Genomic DNA, 17,261 nt, shown 5'->3' on the forward strand with positions numbered 1-17,261 from the left:
GGCGGCCGGGGCGTCGCCCCCCCGGCGGGGGGGGTGCCCCCGACCGCGGTGCGGGTCGGCCGGGTCGCCCGCAACGCGATGACTCCCGGGACCGGTCACTGGCGGGCCGGGACCCGTATGCACCTGGCACTGCGGTGGCCGCCGGATGTGCGGGGGCGGACCCTGGAGCGGTTCGAGGCCGCCTGCGAGAAGGTGGCCGTCGAGCTGGCCGAGCACCCCGACGTGCTGGTCGCCTACTGGGACGGCGGCCTGGAGCGGCTGGTCGTGCAGACCACCGAGGCCGCGGTCGGCGAGCAGGTGGTGGACCGGGTGTCCGGCATCGCCGCCCGGCACGGGCTGGTGCGCGTCGACGAGGAGCCGCTGGAGCACACGCACCCGGGCGCGGCCGGCGGTGTGCGCGCCAACGCCGTGGCCGTGGCGTGCGACGCGGCGGGCATCGCCACGGCCCTGGCGGCGCGGGCGGTCCGGCTGCGGACCGCGCCGGAGATCGTGGTGGCCGCGGCCGTCGTGCTGCGGGAGGACTCCCGGGTGCGGACGGTGCTGAGCCGCGCGCTGGGCCCGGACCCGGCCGACCTGGTGCTGGCCGCGGCCCACGCGGCCGCCTGCGGGATCGGGCAGTCGCCGAGTCCGCTGCTGCTGGACGCGGCCCTGCGGATCGCCCAGTTGACGGAGTCCGTGGCCCAGCTCGCGACGTTCGACGCGGTGCACGACACGCTGTGCGTGCCGGGCCGGCCGACACTGGCCGGGGACGAGACGGCACGTCCGCCGCTGCGCCCGTGCCCCGGCGAGGAGTACGCCGACGCCGCGATCAACGGGATGCTGGGCGGCGCGGCCACCGCGCTGCTGTTCACCCGCAGCCTCGACGGGGCGGCGGAGACCGTGCTCGCCGGGTCGCCCAAGGCGGCGCGCTTCGGCCCGGCAGCGTTCACGGCGGCGCTCGGCAGCGCCCTGGCCCGCGAGGAGGTGCTGGTCCGCACCCCGGAACGGCTGCGCCGGCTGGAGCTCGTGGACACCGTCGTCCTGCATCCCGGGGCGCTGCGCAGCACCCGGCGCACCGTGCTGGAGGTCCATCCCGCCAGGGCCGGCTGGGATCACCGCCGGCTGTGGCGGGAGGCCACCGCGGTCGTGGGCGTGCCCGGAAACGGGGCGGCGCCCGGGGGAAGGAGAAGGCCCGGGCTCGGCCTGCGGCCGGTGCCCGACGAGGCGATGTCGGGCACGGGACCGTCGGACACGGGCCTGATGATCGCGTCGGTGCGCGGCGTGGACGTCGGCACCGTCCTGATCGGCCGGGAGCTCGATCCGATGGCCGAGGCCGTGCTGGACGCAGCGCGCCGGGCCGGTCTGCACGTCGTCGTACCGGACGACCACTCGCTCGGCGAGTTCAAGGCCCTGGCCGATCAACTCACCCCGCCCGGACTTCCGTTGGCCGAGGTGGTGGCCGGTCTGCGGAACGCCGGGCGGACCGTCCTCACGGTGGCGCGCGTGCCGGCCGGCCCGGCGGCGGACGGCCGGGCGCGGGCCGACGAGGCCCGGGACGTGCTCGAAGGGCTGCTCGGCAGCGACATCGCCGTGGCCGTCGCCGACGAGCGCGGCGCCGTGGTCTGGGGCGCGGACGTGCTGCCCCTGCGCGGTCTGGAGGGTGCGTGGCGGCTGCTGTCCGCCGTGCCGGCGGCGCGGGCGGCCGGCCGCCGGGGGAAGTTCCTCGCGGAGGCGGGCGCCGCGCTCTCCGAGCTCCTGGTGCTCACCCGCGGGGCCCGGACGCAGCCGGTCCCCTTCCCCCTCGAACTGCGGATCAGCCCGGTCAGCATCGCCGCCGCGGCGGCGCTGGTGACCGGCTGGTTCGGCGCGCTGGGCGCCGCCTCCGGCGAGCCCCCGCACCCGGGGCCGCGGGTGCCGTGGCACGCCCTGCATCCGGAGGAGGTCCTGGCCCGGCTGGCGAGGGCGCCGCGGGCCGCGCCCACCGCGTGGGAGGTGGTACGGGGCCGGGCGGGCCACGCCCTGAGCACCGCGGCCGCCCACCCGGCGGTCGCGCCGGTCCGGGTCGGCGCGCGGCTGGCGGGCGCCACCTGGGCCGAGCTGGACGACCCGTTCACCCCGGTCCTGCTGATCGGCGCCACCGCGTCCGCGCTGCTGGGGTCCGCGGTGGACGCGTTCCTCGTGGTCGGGGCCGTCACGGGGAACGCCCTGGTCGGCGGGGTGCAGCGGCTGCGCGCGGAGCGGGCGCTGGCCGGGCTGGTCACCGGTCAGCGGCGCACGGCCCGGCGCCTGTCCGACCTGTCGGCGGACGAGCCGACCGTCGTCGAGGCCGGGCGGCTGAGGCCCGGCGATGTGATCGAGCTGCGGACCAATGACGTCGTGCCGGCCGACGCGCGGCTGCTGGAGGTCAGCGGCTTCGAGGTCGACGAGTCCTCGCTGACCGGCGAGTCGCTGCCCGCCCGCAAACAGGTGGCGCCCGTGCCGGAGGCGTCCGTCGCGGACCGCAGTTCCATGGCGTTCGAGGGCACCACGGTGGTGGCCGGGCGGGCCCGTGCCGTGGTGGTGGGCACCGGCGACCGCACCGAGGCCGGCCGCGCGGCGTCGCTCGCCGCCCGGGTCCCGGCGTCGGCGGGGGTCCAGGCGCGGCTGCACCAGCTGACCCGCCGGGCCCTGCCCCTCACCCTCGCCGGCGGGGCCGCGGTGGCGGGGCTGTCGCTGCTGCGCGGCCGGCCGGTGCGCACCGCGCTCCAGGGCGGGCTGGCGGTCGCGGTCGCCGCCGTTCCGGAGGGCATGCCGCTGGTGGCGACGGTGGCGCAGATGGCGGCGGCCCGGCGGCTCAGCGGGCTGGGCGTCCTGGTCCGCACACCGCGCAGCCTGGAGGCCCTGGGGCGCGTGGACACCATGTGCTTCGACAAGACCGGGACCCTCACCGAGAACCGTCTGCGGGTCGTCCGCCTGGTCACCGCGGACGGCGCCGAGCACCCGGCGTCCGCCCCCGAGGCGGAACAGCTCCTCCGGGTCGCCGCCCGGGCCTGCCCCCGCGCCGCCGACCAGCCGGGCGTCCACGCCCACGCCACCGACGAGGCCGTCCTGGCGGCCGCCCCGCGCGAGACCGGGTGGACCGTCCTGCGGGCACAGCCCTTCGAGGCCAGCCGGGGTTACGCGGCCGCCGTCGGAAGGGACCCGGGCGAGGGGGACACCCTGGTCGTCAAGGGAGCCCCCGAGGTCATGCTGCCCAGCTGTCCCGACGCGGACCCGGCGACCGTCGACCGGGCGCGCGCCCTCGCCGCGCGGGGCCTGCGGCTGCTGGCCGTGGCCCGGCGCCGCCTCGCGGGACAGGACGCGGACGAGGCGCTGGACAAGCCGCTCGAACCGCTGGAGCTCGTCGGGTTCGTGGCACTCGCCGACCGTCCCCGTGCCAGCTCCGCCCCGCTGGTGTCCGGTCTCCGCGAGGTCGGCGTACGGCCCGTCATGCTGACCGGCGACCACCCCGAGACCGCCCGTTCGGTGGCGCTGGCCCTGGGCTGGCCGTCGGACGTCACGGTCGTCACCGGCGACGAACTGGCCGCGCTCGACCGGGCGGGGCGGGCGCGGCTGCTGCGGGACTGCGGCGTCGTGGCGCGCGTCGCGCCCGAGCAGAAGCTACAGGTGGTCGAGGCGCTCCGGGAGGCGGGGCGGGTCGTGGGCATGGTCGGGGACGGCGCCAACGACGCCGCCGCCATCCGCGCCGCCGACGTCGGGGTCGGCATCGCGGCGCGCGGGTCGGCCGCCGCGCGCAACGCCGCGGACCTCGTGATCACCAACGACGAGCTGTCGGTGCTCATCGACGCCGTGGGCGAGGGCCGCGCCCTGTGGCGCAGCGTGGCCGACGCGATCAGCATCCTGCTCGGCGGGAACGCCGGCGAGGTCGGCTTCTCCGTGCTGGGCACCCTGCTGTCCGGCACGTCGCCGCTGTCGACGCGTCAGCTGCTGCTGGTCAACCTGCTCACCGACATGTTCCCGGCGATGGCGGTCGCGGTCACCCCGCACGACCCGGAGCCCGTCGACGAGTCCGGCGCGGTCGTCGGCGCCCCGGTGGGCCTCGCCGTCCTCGGCCCGCCGCTGAACCGCCAGATCCGTCACCGCGGCCTGATCACGGGGGTCGGCGCGACCGTCGCCTGGCTGCTCGGCGGGCTCACCCCGGGCTCGGTCCGGCGCACCAGCACGATGGCCCTGTGCGGGGTGGTCGGCGCCCAGCTCACCCAGACCGTCGTGGGACGCCGCCACAGCCCGCTGGTGCTGGTCACCGTCCTGGGCACGGCCGCCGTGCTCGTCGTCCTCGTCCAGACGCCGGGGGTCAGCCACTTCTTCGGGTGCACCCCGCTGGGGCCGGTGGCCTGGACCGGCGTGGCCGTCGCCATCGGCGCGGCCGCCCTGGGGCCCCGCGTGCTGCCGCGGGCCGACCGGCTGCTGTCGGACCTCGCCTCGCGGGTGCGTCCCGTGGTGCGGTTCGTGCACTGAGAGCCGTCGGCGGGCCGCAACCGGGCCCGGGTCTGGGTCTGGCCGCTACACGTGGAAGGGCACGGTGGTGATGACGATCTTCGGCAGCGGGCGCAGCGCGCGCCGCAGCCGCGGGGCGATCCTGCTGTGCAGCAGCCGGTGCCGCCACCGCGTCGCGACGACCTCCGGCAGGATGACCGTCAGGGTGAGGTCCGGGCGCTGTGCGTGCAGGGCCTCGATGTAGTGGACCAGCGGTGCGACGATCGCCCGGTACGGGGAGACCACGATCTCCAGCGGGAGGTGGTCGCCCCACAGGGTCCAGTACCGGCGGAAGCGTTCGGCCTCGTCCTCCTCGGGGCTGATGTGGAGCGCGAGCACGGGCTGGTGGAGCGAGGCGGCGTAGGCCAGCGCGCGCAGACCGGCCAGGTCCATGGTCGCGAGGGGGACAACCGACAGATGGACGATCTCCTGGGGCGTCTCCTCGGCCTCCTCCGGTCCGGCCCCGGCCGGTGCCCCGGGCGACCGCGGGGCCTTCGCCGGGGGCCGCGGCGCGGCGGGAGCGGGGGGCGCCGGGACGGCGGGGGCGGGGGGTGCCGGGACGGCGGCGGGGGGTGCCGGGACGGCGGCGGGGGGTGCCGGGACGGCGGGAGCGGGCACGGGCAGCTCGATGGCGTGCGGATGCAGACGGAGCGCCTCCTCGACGGTCTCGTAGTGGCGACGGACGCCGGTCGCCGCCAGGAGGAACAGCCCGACGGCGAGCACGGCGACCCAGGCGCCCTCGGTGAACTTGGTGAGGCCGGCGGTGAGGAAGACGACGGCCGACAGCAGGGCGCCGACGGCGTTGAAGAACAGGCTCTTGCGCCAGTGGCGGTCGCGCAGCCGCCACCAGTGGACGACCATCCCGGCCTGGGACAGCGTGAAGGCGAGGAAGACGCCGACGGCGTACAACGGGATCAGTGACGCGGTCATGCCGCCGAAGGCCACGTAGACCAGCACCGCCGCGACCGACAGCGCGATGATCCCGTTGCTGAAGGCGAGGCGGTCGCCCAGGCGCAGGAACATCCGCGGGGCGTACCGGTCGCGGGCGAGCAGGAACAGCACGCGGGGGAAGTCGTTGTACGCGGTGTTCGCCGCCAGCAGCAGGACGGCGGCCGTCGCGACCTGGGTGAAGACGTACAGCGGTCCGCCGCCGAAGCTGCGGCGGGCCAGCTGGGAGAGGACCGTCTCCCGGGAGCTGGGCACCACGCCGTCGAGCTGGACCATGGCGATCGTGCCGGCGAACAGCACGATGAGCAGACCGACCATCCAGGTGAGCGTGGTGCGGGCGTTGCGCCACTCCACGGGCCTGAACGCCGGCACCGCGTTGGAGATCGCCTCGATGCCGGTCATCGCCGTGGCCCCGGAGGCGAAGGCGCGCATCACCAGCAGGACGCCGACGCCCTCCGCGGCGTTCGGGTGCGGGGCCGCGAGGGGGTGGAAGCCGCGGCCGGCGGCGTCGAGGACGCCCACGGCGACGAGCGCGAGCACGGCGACGACGAAGGCGTAGGTCGGCGCGGCGAACAGCGCCCCGGCCTGCCGGACGCCCCGCAGGTTCCCGGCGAGCAGCAGGGCGATCACCCCGACGCCGATCGGGACGGCCTCGGCGGCGAGCGAGGGGACCGCCGAGGTGATCGCCGCGACCCCGGAGGCGATCGACACGGCGACCGTGAGGACGTAATCGGTCATCAGGCCGGCGGCGGCGATGAGCCCGGGGACGCGGCCCAGATTGTCGCCCGCGACGATGTACGAGCCGCCGCCGTGCGGGTACGCGCGGATCGTCTGACGGTACGACACCCCCACCGCCAGCATCAGGAAGGCGATCGTCGCCGCGATCGGCACGGACCAGGCCAGTCCCGCGGCGCCGCCGAGCACGAGGACGGCGAGCATGGCCTCGGGCCCATAGGCGACCGAGGAGAGCGCGTCGGCCGACAGGACGGGCAGCGCCACCAGTCTGCGCATCCGTTCCTGGGCGATCGCCGTGCTCTTCAGGGCGGCCCCGAGGAGCACCCGCCGCACCCGGTAGCCGAACCGCCCCGCCCGGCCGGGGGGCAGCTCCCCCGCGACCGTCCCGGAGACCGGCGGCCGGCCGCCGAGCGGCGTGACGCTGACCAGCCGCCCCCACCCGGCCGGGCGGATCTCCGAGGGGGCGGGGAACGTGCCGAGGTCGGAGTCCACGGGCAGGGCCCGGTGCCATGCCCCGGGAGGTGCCACCCGTCCCCATGCGCGCCCCACCCGGCGCAGCAGCCGCAGCTGCTCCCCGTCGAGCCCGGGCAGACCGGCCGAAGGACTCAGCGCGCCTGCCCCTGCTCTCCCACCGGAATCACTCTGCGCATGCTTCACATCACGCAGTGTCTCCCACCGGCTCCTCCCGGGCCCGCACCCTCACGGCGGCGGCCGCGGAACAGCGCCGCCCGCCGCCCGCCGCACGGCCCGCTCGTCACGGGGCCGGGTGGAGTAGCGCGGGCGGACGCGCGCCATGGCGTCGTCGGCGATGCGGAAGGAAAGACCAGCGGACATGGCCGACGCCCGCGGCGTTGATCGGATCGGCCGCTCCCCGCGGTTCGCCGCTCGCCGAATGCCCGCGCCTCGCCGCCCTACGAACTCCGCCTGCTCATGAGCGCCCTCGGCACGTACGCCGTCCCGGCCCCCGGCCCGGGGGCCGCCGCGAGGTCCGCCACCCGGCCGAGGCCGCGTGACCAGTGCTGTGACCGGGGACGTTCGCCGGGTTCCGTTGACACGACATGCTCGATGAAGTGGGTGTGCTGGTGTGCCTCAGCGGTAGTCGGCCAGACCATCCGCCAGTTCTCCTTCATCGCCGTCACGGATGGCGTAGAGGGCTTGCTGCAGGGCGAATGTGCCGCGGATCGCGGCGATGCGGGTGGTGAGTCCGTCGTTTGGCCGGCCGCCCAGGGCGAGCACCCGCTCCAACAGGTCGCGGCCGTAGCCGGCGTTGATGGCTGCGAGGTCCTCGGCCGGGTCGCTGAGTGTGACGTCGTCCCAGTCGAGTACTCCGGAGAGGTGGGGCAGGCCCTGCTTCCACTCCCACAGCACGTTCTCGGCGCCGAGGTCACCGTGCACCACTGCTTGGGTGAGATGGGGAAGGCCGCCGAGCGCTGCGAGTTCCCGCCCGGCCCGTAGGCGACCGCTGTCGGACATGAGCGGGAACAACTCGGCGCGCACGCCCTCCGCGAACCGCCGCCACCGATCTGGTGACGCCTGAGGCAGAACCGCTCGTACCGTCTCGTCGGCGCCGGCACGGGCCAGACCGGCCAGCAGCGTGGCGTACTGCGCCGCCACGGTGCCGGCTACCCGGGCGTCGTCGAGCGCGTCGGCCTCCAGTGGTTCTCCGGGAATGCGGCTCAGTACCAGAAACGGCACGTCGGCGCCGTGGCATCCGCCCTGGAGCAGCGGCTCAGGTGCGCGGAAGCCAAGGTCGAGCCCGGCAAGCGCACTCAGTACGACCGCCCGTTCGGGCAGGCGGGCGGCCGCTGCCCGGGTGCGGGGCAGACACACGACGCGGTCCGAGCCCATGACCACGTTGTGGAATTGCCCCTGACGTACGGCAAGGTCGTCTGGTTTGTCATCAGGCAGCAGGCGGCTCAGCAGAGCACGATGCGTTTCTTGGATGTTCACAAGGGCAACCTCTGGATCCTTCGACAACGCCGCGAGCAATGGGGGCTCCCCTGCTCGATCGAAGCCGAGAGCTCGGGGAAGTGCCAGGCGTCGTACGGCAGGCGGCAGTTTGAAGACAGAACCTAACCGTCCTCGCCCCGCCCCTCCACCGCGAAAGCCCGGGCCGTGGCCCGGGCTCTGGTCGTCGGGTACGCCGGCGGGCGGGGCAGGACGGGCTGCGCGCGTCCCGTCGGCGACGACGAACGGTATGAGGTCAGCCGACCTTGCGCACCGGGCTGATCTCCAGCTTGGTGCCTTCGTCGGGGTTGTCGGTCGCGGGCAGGCTGCCGGCCGGCCAGGACACGGTGAACGACTTGGTCTCGTTCGGCGGCGTGACCACGATCTCGGTCGGGCGGACACCGGAACCGCCGGAGTTGTTGACGGGGAAGTAGATGTTGAAGGCCGCGAGCTCGCCCGACTTGATGACGTCTCGGCCAGTGGCGTCGCCGTTGCGGCTCAGGGAGATCGAGGAGCCGTCGGCCGTCTTGAGGTCGGCCCCGGCGTAGCCGTTCACGACGCAGTCGTTTCCGGTGTTCTTGAAGCTGACGGTCACCACCCCTTCCTTCTTGTCGGTGGTGTTGTCGACTGCCTCGACCTCTAGGTGGTCGGTCCGGCAGATGTCCGACTTGGCGCCGCCCTTGCCCTGCTCGGCGGCGGAACCGGAAGAACTGGAGGAGCCGGAAGCGCTGGAGGAACTGGAACCGGATCCTGTCGAGCCCGAGGCGCCGGAGCCCTGGCCCGCCGTGGCGGCCGGCGAGGAGGCTGCCGAGTCCGCGGCGCCTTCACGGTCCTCGTCGTTGCACGCGGTGAGCGAGAGCGCCGCGGTCAGGCCGATGGCGACGACGACAGTCCTACGGGCACGCTTGCCGAACATTTCAATTCCCTCTGCCGGATAGACGGTCGCTCTGCTTTCCGCGACGGAAATAGTTATACCGACGGTCCAGTAACGGAACGATCCAAGGAATGTTCGCGTTCTGTCACCAGAATTCTTCGGCGCGCCGCCTTGACCTGGAACGACTCCCTCGCGGAGCCAGGCCGTTCCGGCGACCGCCGGAGCCCGTCGCGACGGGCCGGACACCGGCAGGAAAAGGGGCCGGGCGCGGGCGGGTACAGGGGGCGGCGGCGGGCACGGGCGGACCCGGTCGGGCCCAGGCGGGCGCGTCCACCGGGCGGCCGGGCGGAGTCGGCGAAATGCCTTAATCCTTCCTCGTTCGGCCCAAATCCTTCCTCGTTCGGCATTCGCGGCATGCGAAATCATCGGCAATTAATTTCACCGGATTTCGTGAAAGGGTGCACCGTCGTACACACACCCCACACACATGCGCGGATACACGTAGCGTCCCACGCATGCGCACGCGTATACGCGCGCGGATGCGCGCCCGCATGCCTCACGTCTCCGTACGGGCCCCGGCTGAGTACGCGCACTCACGATCGAGCCTTCGAACGTCGGACAGGCTCTTGGTGATCGTTCGCCTCGCCCCACCTCCCAGGAGACCGCCCATGCGCCCGATGAACCCGACACGCCCCATGCGCCAGACCCTCCGGCCGCGCCGCCGCCCCGCGTCCGTCGCGGGCCTCGCCCTGGCCGCGCTCGCCACCTGGGCGCTGACCACCGGCTGCTCGCTCAAGGACAGCGTGTGCCGCGGCGGCGAATACCCCGTCATGACGGTCGGGGCCACCGGCAGCGCCTGCGTGCCGAAGGACGAGCAGCCGCCGAAGGGGTATGTGCGCTACCCGGAGGGGAAGGTCCCGGAGCACGTCGACGACGAGTGGGACGTCTACTGGCGGACGCACACGATCGACAAGAACGGGGAGATCGCCACGGTCTCCGAGTCGGACTGACACGCCCACGAGCGCGGGCCGAGGCGACGAGACCGAAGCACCGCGGGACCACAAGGCCCGGAGGCCGCAGGACCACAAGGCCGCAGGACCGCAAGGCCGCGAGACCGCATGGCCGCATGGCCGCATGGCCGCATGGCCGCAGGAGCAGGAACGGCAGGCAAGGGACGAACAGCCAGAGGGCGAACAGAGCGGGGCAGAGCGGCGGTTCCGACGCCTTATGTGAACATTCCACGCCAAGCGTGCAACTGGCCTGTCCACCTTGACATTTACCCGAGAGCCCGATGCTAAGATCATCTTACTTCCAGTGGGCTGATGGCATGTGGGGGCATTCCGGGAGGAATGAATTCCTCGGCCCCGCGTTCGGAGGGACCTTCCCCGTGTGACCCAACCGCGGCTCGACCGGCCCGGCGTCAAGTCCCATGAGGGAGCGTCAAGCCGTTTCCACAGCCATGGCACTTGAAGTGAGTCTCATGACATTTGTACAGGGCCCGCTCTTCTGGGCGCTGGTTGTCGTAGCACTGGTCGCCGTAGGCGCCGTTCTGCGGGCTCGAAAGACCAATATCGGGCTTCGCAGACAGAACTCCCAACTCCGCGGTGAGCGTGAAGCGCTGCAACGGCAGCGGGACGAGCTCCACGCCGCGCACACCGGCCTGTTGCACCGTCAGACCTCCGAGCTCTCCGAGGTCCGCAAGGACGCCGAGGAGGAGACCAAGGCGGTCCTCAAGGCGGCCGTTCGTACCCTTCAGGGCCTCGCGGACGAGCAGCAGGTCGTCATCGAGAACGCCCAGAAGAAGTACGGCGACGACCCAGGCATGCTCGCCGACCTGATGGCCATCGACCACGCCAACAGCCAGTTCGGGCGCCGGGCGCAGGGCATCGCCGTGCTCTGCGGCGGCTGGCTCGGTCGGCGCGAGACGTCCGCCTCCGTCTTCGACGTGGCCCGCAGCGCCCAGGGGCGCATCCGGCACTTCGACCGGGTCCGGGTCAACGGCCAGGTGAACTTCTCGGTCGTCAGCAAGGCCGTCGAACCGGTGGCCGTGGTCCTCGCCGAGCTGCTGGCCAACGCCACCAACTACTCCGCCCCCGGCACCCCGGTCGAGATCAACATCCAGGCCGTGCCGAAGGGCGTCTGCCTCATCGTCGACGACGCCGGCCTCGGCATGGGGCAGGAGGAGAAGGACCGCGCGGCGGCCCTGCTCGCCCCCCAGGCCGCGATCAGCGTCTCCAGCCTGGGCATTCCCCCGCAGTTCGGCTTCGCCGTCTCCGGGGTGCTGGCCGCCCGCTACGGCTTCAAGGTCTCGGTGGACTCCGTGTCCCCCTATGGAGGTGTGCGCGCGGTGGTCCTGCTGCCCGACGAGTTGCTCACCGCCGACGCGCCCGCGCCGGCCGAGGAGGCCCCGGCCGTCCACGACCCCGGCGTCTCGACGCTGCCGCGCCGTCAGGCGGCCGCGCCGCCGGCCCCGACCCCGCTGTTCCCCCCGGCCGCTCACCCGGCCCCCGCCCCGCAGCCCCCGGCCGCCTTCACCACCGCCGGCGGCCTGCCCAAGCGTCGTCGCAAGAGCCCGGTGTCGGTGGTGCCGTCGGTCGAGCCGACGCCGGTGCGCAGCAACGAGGAAACGGCTTCCCGCCTGGGCGCGTTCCAGCGCGGAACCCGGTCCGGACGTGACATGACGACGATGGAAGGACCCGAGATCCAGTGAACCCCGATCTTTCCTGGGTGCTCAACGATGTGCTCCAGGTACCCGGCGCACGGCACGCGATCCTCGTCTCCGCCGATGGTCTGCTGCTGGCCAACTCCGACGAGATCGGCCGGGACGACGCGGAGACCGTGGCGGCGGCGATGAGCTCCATGCAGTCGCTCAGCCGGGCCGTCGCGCCGTTCATCGGGGCCCAGACCCCGGGCCGGTGGCGCCAGACCCTCCTGGAGTACGAGCACGGCTGGATCTTCCTGATCGCCGCCGGCACCGGCGCCTACCTGGCGGCGGCGGCCGCGGCGGACGTGGACATGGAGGCCATGTCGTTCCGCATGCAGCAGCAGGTCACCGCGCTGGGGAAGGCGATGACGACGCCTCCCCGCCTGAACGCCGGAAGCGACATATGACGGCGCCGGGCGAGGAGCAGTCGGTCAACAGCGGGTTCGTCCGTTCCTACGTCATCACCGGAGGACGCGGACTGCCCGACGCGCAGGGTCTCTCCCTCGTCACGCTCGTCACCATCGCCCCCGACCGGCAGCCGCCGCCGAACCCCAGCCCCGAGGTCCGGGCCATCTGGGAGCTGTGCTCGGGCGGCTATCTGTCGGTGGCCGAGGTCGCGGGCCGTCTCGGCCTGCCCGTCGGAGTGGCGCGTCTGCTGCTGAACGATTTAGCGGAACAGGGCCACCTGATGCGCCGCAAGGCACCGCCGCCCGCTCAGCTCGTTGACAGGAAGATCCTCGAAGAGGTGTTGCATGGACTCCACGTCCGGTTCGGCTGAGAACATCTACGTCTCGGACGCGGTCCGGCGGGCGGCGAAGATCCTCGTCGTCGGACACTTCGCCGTGGGCAAGACCACGCTCATCGGCACCCTCTCCGAGATCACGCCGCTGCGCACCGAGGAGCGGATGACGCAGGCCAGCGAGCACGTCGACGACCTGCGCGGCGCGCCCGACAAGACCACCACGACGGTCGCGCTGGACTTCGGGCGTCTGACCCTCAGCGAAGAACTGGTGCTGTACCTGTTCGGCACGCCGGGCCAGCAGCGCTTCGTCGAGCTGTGGGAGGACATGGCGCGCGGCTCGCTCGGCGCGCTGCTCCTCGTCGACCCGGCGCGGCTGGCCGACACCTTCCCGGTCATCGACCTGGTCGAGACGTACGGGCTGGAGTACGCGGTCGCGGTGAACAGCTTCGACCCGGACTCCCGGCACGGCGAGGCGGAGCTGCGCGAGGCTCTCGACCTGCTGCCGGACACCCCGGTCGTGTACTGCGACGCCCGGGACGAGAAGTCGTCCGCGCAGGCCCTGATCACCCTGGTCCAGCACCTTCTCGCGCGCGTGGCCTGACACCGGGCGGCCCGGCGTCCCCCCGCCGGGCCGCCCGGTCCGGCCGTCCGGCGCCCCGTGCCCGGGCGGGCCGGCCCGTTCCGTCCGCCGTCCTCCGCACGGGCGGCCGAGCCTCCTTCTCCGTCCTTCGTCCGGGCCCACGGGCCCGCGTTCACATCGAGGAATCACACATGGACTCGTCGCCGGGAGCCACCCCGTACAACGCCCCCAGCGGGTGCCCGATGCACGGCGAGCGGCAGACGTCGCTCTACGGGCCGGAGTTCGCCGCCGATCCGCAGCGCGTGTACGACGCGTTCCGGGCGCACGGCCCCGCCGCGCCGATCGAGCTGGCCCCCGGTGTGGACGCCACCCTGGTCGTGCAGCACGAGGCCGCGCTCCGGGTGCTGCAGAACCCCTCGTACTTCGCCCGCGACTCGCGGCGGTGGGCGGCGCTCCGGGAAGGGCGCATCGCGCTCGACAGCCCGGTGCTGCCGATGATGGCGTACCGGCCCAACTGCCTGTTCACGGACGGCACCGAGCACCTGCGGCTGCGCAAGGCGGTCACCGAGAGCCTGAGCCGGCTCAACACCACCCGGCTCAGCCGGGACGTCGAGCGGATCGCCGACTACCTGATCGACCAGTTCGTCGAACGCGGCTCCGCCGACCTGCTGGCCGACTACGCCAAGCTGCTGCCGCTGCTGCTGTTCAACCAGCTGTTCGGCTGCCCGGGCGACATCGGTGACCGGCTGACCCGCAGCATGTCCGCCATCTTCGACGGCGAGGACGTGCTCCGGGCCAACGCCGAGCTGACCGAGTGCCTGATGGAGCTGGTCGCGCTCAAGCGCCGGCAGCCCGGCGAGGACATCACCTCGTGGCTGATCCAGCACCCGGCGGGCCTGCGGGACGAGGAGCTCAAGGACCAGCTCGTCATGCTGATGGGCGCGGGCATCGAGCCGGAGCGCAACCTCATCGCCAACGCGCTGCTCCTCCTGCTGGCCGAGGGCTCCGGGGACGGGCAGCGGCGCGGCACCGGGATGCTGGTCGAGGACGCCATCGACGACGTCCTGTGGAACAACCCGCCGATCGCCAACTACGCGACGCACTTCCCCGTCCAGGACATCGACCTGGGCGGTGTGACGCTGAAGGCGGACACGCCCGTGCTGATCAGCTTCGCCGCCGCGAACAGCGACCCGGCGCTCACCGGCGCCCGCCAGACCCTGAGCAAGGGCGCCCACCTGGCCTGGGGCGCCGGCCCGCACGTCTGCCCGGCGAAGTCCCCGGCCCAGCTCATCGCCCTGACCGCGATCGAGCGGGTCCTCAACAGCGTGCCGGACCTGGCCCTCGCCATCCCGGCTTCCGCCGTCGAGTGGCGGCCGGGCCCGTTCCACCGCGCGATGGTGTCGCTGCCGGTCCGGTTCAGCCCGAGCGCGCCGCGCCGGGTCGCCAATGTGCCGAGTGGCACGGCGGCTTCGGCCGTCTCGCCCCGGATCGCCCCGCTCGAAGAGGCCTCCGCACCGCGCCACGACTCCCCGGAGCCGCACAAGCGGAGCAAGGGCTGGTGGAGTTCGTTCCTGGACGTCTTCCGGGTGTGACCGAGCGGGCACGCCGTCGCCGCTCCGTGGACGGGCACGCCCGCCGTACGGCCGGCGCGGGCGTGCCACGGCCGGCGCGCACGCCGTTACGGCCCGCGCGGCACCCGCCGTACGGACAAGGCGCATGCCGCGGGCATCGCAGGCACCGCACGAGTCCACCACGGCGCGCACACTCCGTGACCGCATGGGCACAGTTCGGCCATGTCCTCCACACCGCCGGGCCTCCTCGCGGCCCGGCGGCCGCACCTTCCCGCGAGCGGCGGCCCGCCCCCGGACGGCCCGATTCCGGCGACCGACATGAAGCGGCTTGCCCCCATAACGCCACGTATAAGAAAGGGACTTGACGAGGGCTCGGTATATGACAAGGGGTCACCAAGGCATTTCTCTGTGATAGGTACAACAGAGATCCACGCTTCGCGGTGATATACGGAGGGGTAGGTTCTGGCCGTAACCATGAGCCCCGATCAAGGAACTCTGCGTGAGCGCTGCAAGTGGCACCGAAAGGCCGGCCGACGACCGTCGTGCCCTGATCTCCCTCATACGGCGCCTCAAATCGCCGGAGGGCCAGGCCGATCCCTACGGTCTGCTGGCCGAGGTGAGGGCCATGGGGGATGTCGTGCGCGCGCCCTGGGACGCCTACTTCGTCACCGGTTACGACACCTGCAGCGAGGTGCTCCGCGGCCGTGACTGGCTGGCGCCGGACTTCGCGTGGCAGGAGCGCCAGGCGGACCCCGAGCGCTGGGGCGCGGTCGCCACCCGGGAGATGACCGGGACGCTCTCCCGCCTCAACGCGCCCGAGCACACCTGCCAGCGCCGCAGCCTCGGCAATCTCTTCGACCGCGCGACCATCGAGCGGCTGACCCCGGTCGTCGAGGAGCACGTCACCCGCCTCCTGGACGAGCTGGCCGGGAAACTCCGCTGGGGCGAGGCCGACTTCGTCAGCACGGTCAGCGAGCAGCTGCCGATCAGCACCATCGGCTCCTGGCTGGACATCCCGGCCGCCGACCATCCCCACATCCTGGAGATCACCCACAACCAGGTGCACGCCCAGGAACTGCTCCCGACCAGGAGCGAGCTGGCCGTCTCCGCCGAGGCGACCGGCCATCTGCGCACATACTTCACCGAGTTGCTCAGGCAGCGCCGCGCGAACCCCGGCCAGGACATCCTGACCGGCTGGATCCACCACTGGGACGCGCGGGAACCCGACCGCGAGGCGGCCGACGAGATCCTCTACCGTCTCACCATGTTCGTCACCATCGCCTCGCTGGAGACCACCGCGACGCTGCTGTCGGCCATGGTGGCGCTGCTGCTGGGGGAGCCCGGCCGGTGGGAGTGGCTCAGGGAGCACCCCGGGCACATCGACGCGGCCGTCGACGAGGTCCTGCGCTACGACCCGCCCATCCAGATCAACACCCGGGTCGCCGCCGAGGACACCGTCCTCGCGGGCGTCCCGATCGCCAAGGACAGCATGGTCCACGTGCTGTACGGGGCCGCCAACCACGACCCCCGGCGCACCGAGAACCCGGACGCCTTCGACGTCGAGCGCCGCGGCGCCCACCTCACCTTCGGCGGCGGGGTGCACTACTGCCTGGGCGCGGCGCTGGCCCGGCTGGAGGCGCGCACGCTCCTCACCCAGCTACTGAAACGTTTCCCCACTCTGCGGACCGTGTCCCCGCCCACCTACGCCTCCCGTCTGGTCTTCCGGCGCGTGACCTCGCTGGGCGTGGCGGCATGAGGCTCTCGCTCACCGACCGCCTGTCCTCGTACCGCCGTCAGCGCACGGTGCGCACCGTGCGCGAGGGCGCGGTCCTGTACGTGGAACTGAACTGCCCCGCCGCCGGGAACGCCGTCAACGAGGCGATGCTGGACGATCTGCTGGCGGTCCTGACCGCACCGGATCCGGAGGTCCGGGTGGTGGTGCTCAGCGGGGCCGGGGAGCACTTCTCCCTCGGCGGGGACCGCAACGAGTTCGCGGACTGGCTCGACGAGGACCCCACCGGGCGGGGCATCCGGATCGCGGGCGACAAGGCCCGCCGGGTCTGCGAGCTGCTGTCGACCGGTCGGCTCGTCACCATCGCCCGGGTGCAGGGCAAGGCGATCGGCGCGGGGATGGCTCTGGCCCTCGCCTGCGATCTGCGGGTCGGCGCCGAGAACGCCAGTTTCCGGTTGCCCGAGCTGGCGCTCGGTCTGCCCACCGCCTGGGGCGGCATGCTGCCGCGGCTGATCCACGAGGTGGGGGCCGCCCGCACCCGGGAGATCGTCCTGACCGGACGCCCCATCGACGCGGCGGAGGCGTACCAGCTCTCCGTCCTCCAGCGCGTCGTGCCCGAGGAGGAGCTCGACGCGGCCGTCGCCGCGTGGGCCAGGCCGATCGGACGCCGCCCGGAGGCCGCGGTACGGGTGACGAAGGCGCTGCTCAACTCCTACATGGCCGCGAACCGGATGGCCGATCCCGCGCTCCTGGACTCCGAGCTCATGGCCACGGTCGCCGCCGCGACCCGCCGGCCGCGGGACACCGGAGGAAACACGGCGGACCCGGTCCCGGCGCGCTGATCCGGCACCGCTCCGCCGCGGGAGGCGGGACCGCTCCGCCGCCGAGCCCGCGCCTCACCGCGCGCCGGGCCGGCACGCCGTGAACCCGCGCA

13 protein-coding genes are annotated in these 17,261 nt (G+C 73.4%); 9 read left to right on the forward strand and 4 right to left on the reverse strand.

Translation table 11 applies throughout. From position 1 onward, the window contains the following. The first annotated feature begins 78 nt into the window (after positions 1-78). Positions 79-4,476 (forward strand): cation-translocating P-type ATPase, encoded by a 4,398-nt coding sequence (locus WA762_RS07225; RefSeq protein ID WP_335934137.1) that lies wholly within the window; start codon positions 79-81, stop codon positions 4,474-4,476. A 45-nt stretch (positions 4,477-4,521) separates the two neighbouring features. On the opposite strand, the gene WA762_RS07230 is transcribed toward WA762_RS07225, so the two are convergent. From WA762_RS07230 to WA762_RS07245, 4 genes are all read right to left on the reverse strand, one after another. Next, positions 4,522-6,834 carry an APC family permease gene (locus WA762_RS07230; RefSeq protein ID WP_443080540.1) on the reverse strand — a complete coding sequence of 771 codons (2,313 nt, stop codon included), beginning with the start codon at positions 6,832-6,834 and terminating at the stop codon, positions 4,522-4,524. Positions 6,835-6,876: 42 nt separating this feature from the next. Continuing rightward, on the reverse strand, positions 6,877-7,011 hold the full coding sequence (locus WA762_RS07235) for a hypothetical protein (protein ID WP_335933899.1): 135 nt from the start codon (positions 7,009-7,011) through the stop codon (positions 6,877-6,879). A gap of 255 nt (positions 7,012-7,266) precedes the next feature. Continuing rightward, on the reverse strand, positions 7,267-8,127 hold the full coding sequence (vph, locus tag WA762_RS07240; RefSeq protein WP_335933900.1) for a viomycin phosphotransferase: 861 nt from the start codon (positions 8,125-8,127) through the stop codon (positions 7,267-7,269). Between the two features lie 253 nt (positions 8,128-8,380). After that, entirely contained in the window at positions 8,381-9,040 is a 660-nt protein-coding gene (locus tag WA762_RS07245; protein WP_335933901.1) for a DUF4232 domain-containing protein, read from the reverse strand. Positions 9,041-9,693: 653 nt separating this feature from the next. Here WA762_RS07245 and WA762_RS07250 point away from each other — a divergent pair. The 8 genes from WA762_RS07250 to WA762_RS07285 all read left to right on the forward strand — a co-directional run bounded on the left by WA762_RS07250 (position 9,694) and on the right by WA762_RS07285 (position 17,169). After that, complete coding sequence (locus WA762_RS07250; RefSeq protein ID WP_335933902.1) at positions 9,694-10,008, forward strand: SCO0607 family lipoprotein; 315 nt, start codon at positions 9,694-9,696, stop codon at positions 10,006-10,008. Between the two features lie 470 nt (positions 10,009-10,478). Further along, positions 10,479-11,708: an ATP-binding protein gene (locus WA762_RS07255; protein WP_335933903.1), complete on the forward strand. Its 1,230-nt coding sequence runs from the start codon at positions 10,479-10,481 to the stop codon at positions 11,706-11,708. After that, positions 11,705-12,109, forward strand: a complete 405-nt coding sequence (locus WA762_RS07260) for a roadblock/LC7 domain-containing protein (RefSeq protein ID WP_335933905.1) — start codon at positions 11,705-11,707, stop codon at positions 12,107-12,109. Before WA762_RS07255 ends, WA762_RS07260 begins: the two co-directional genes overlap by 4 nt. Then, the gene (locus WA762_RS07265; RefSeq protein WP_335933907.1) at positions 12,106-12,480 is read left to right on the forward strand and encodes a DUF742 domain-containing protein; all 375 of its coding nucleotides are present in this window, start codon (positions 12,106-12,108) and stop codon (positions 12,478-12,480) included. Before WA762_RS07260 ends, WA762_RS07265 begins: the two co-directional genes overlap by 4 nt. After that, entirely contained in the window at positions 12,455-13,045 is a 591-nt protein-coding gene (locus tag WA762_RS07270; RefSeq protein ID WP_335933909.1) for a GTP-binding protein, read from the forward strand. Before WA762_RS07265 ends, WA762_RS07270 begins: the two co-directional genes overlap by 26 nt. Positions 13,046-13,215: 170 nt before the next feature. Further along, positions 13,216-14,616, forward strand: a complete 1,401-nt coding sequence (locus WA762_RS07275) for a cytochrome P450 family protein (RefSeq protein WP_335933910.1) — start codon at positions 13,216-13,218, stop codon at positions 14,614-14,616. Between the two features lie 604 nt (positions 14,617-15,220). Next, a complete protein-coding gene (locus WA762_RS07280; RefSeq protein WP_335934141.1) occupies positions 15,221-16,351 on the forward strand; it encodes a cytochrome P450 in 1,131 nt (376 codons plus the stop codon). Beyond that, positions 16,348-17,169: an enoyl-CoA hydratase/isomerase family protein gene (locus tag WA762_RS07285; RefSeq protein ID WP_335933911.1), complete on the forward strand. Its 822-nt coding sequence runs from the start codon at positions 16,348-16,350 to the stop codon at positions 17,167-17,169. Before WA762_RS07280 ends, WA762_RS07285 begins: the two co-directional genes overlap by 4 nt. Positions 17,170-17,261 lie beyond the last annotated feature (92 nt).

It is taken from the genome of Streptomyces tyrfis, assembly GCF_037034285.1.
In the GTDB taxonomy this organism is placed as follows: domain Bacteria; phylum Actinomycetota; class Actinomycetes; order Streptomycetales; family Streptomycetaceae; genus Streptomyces.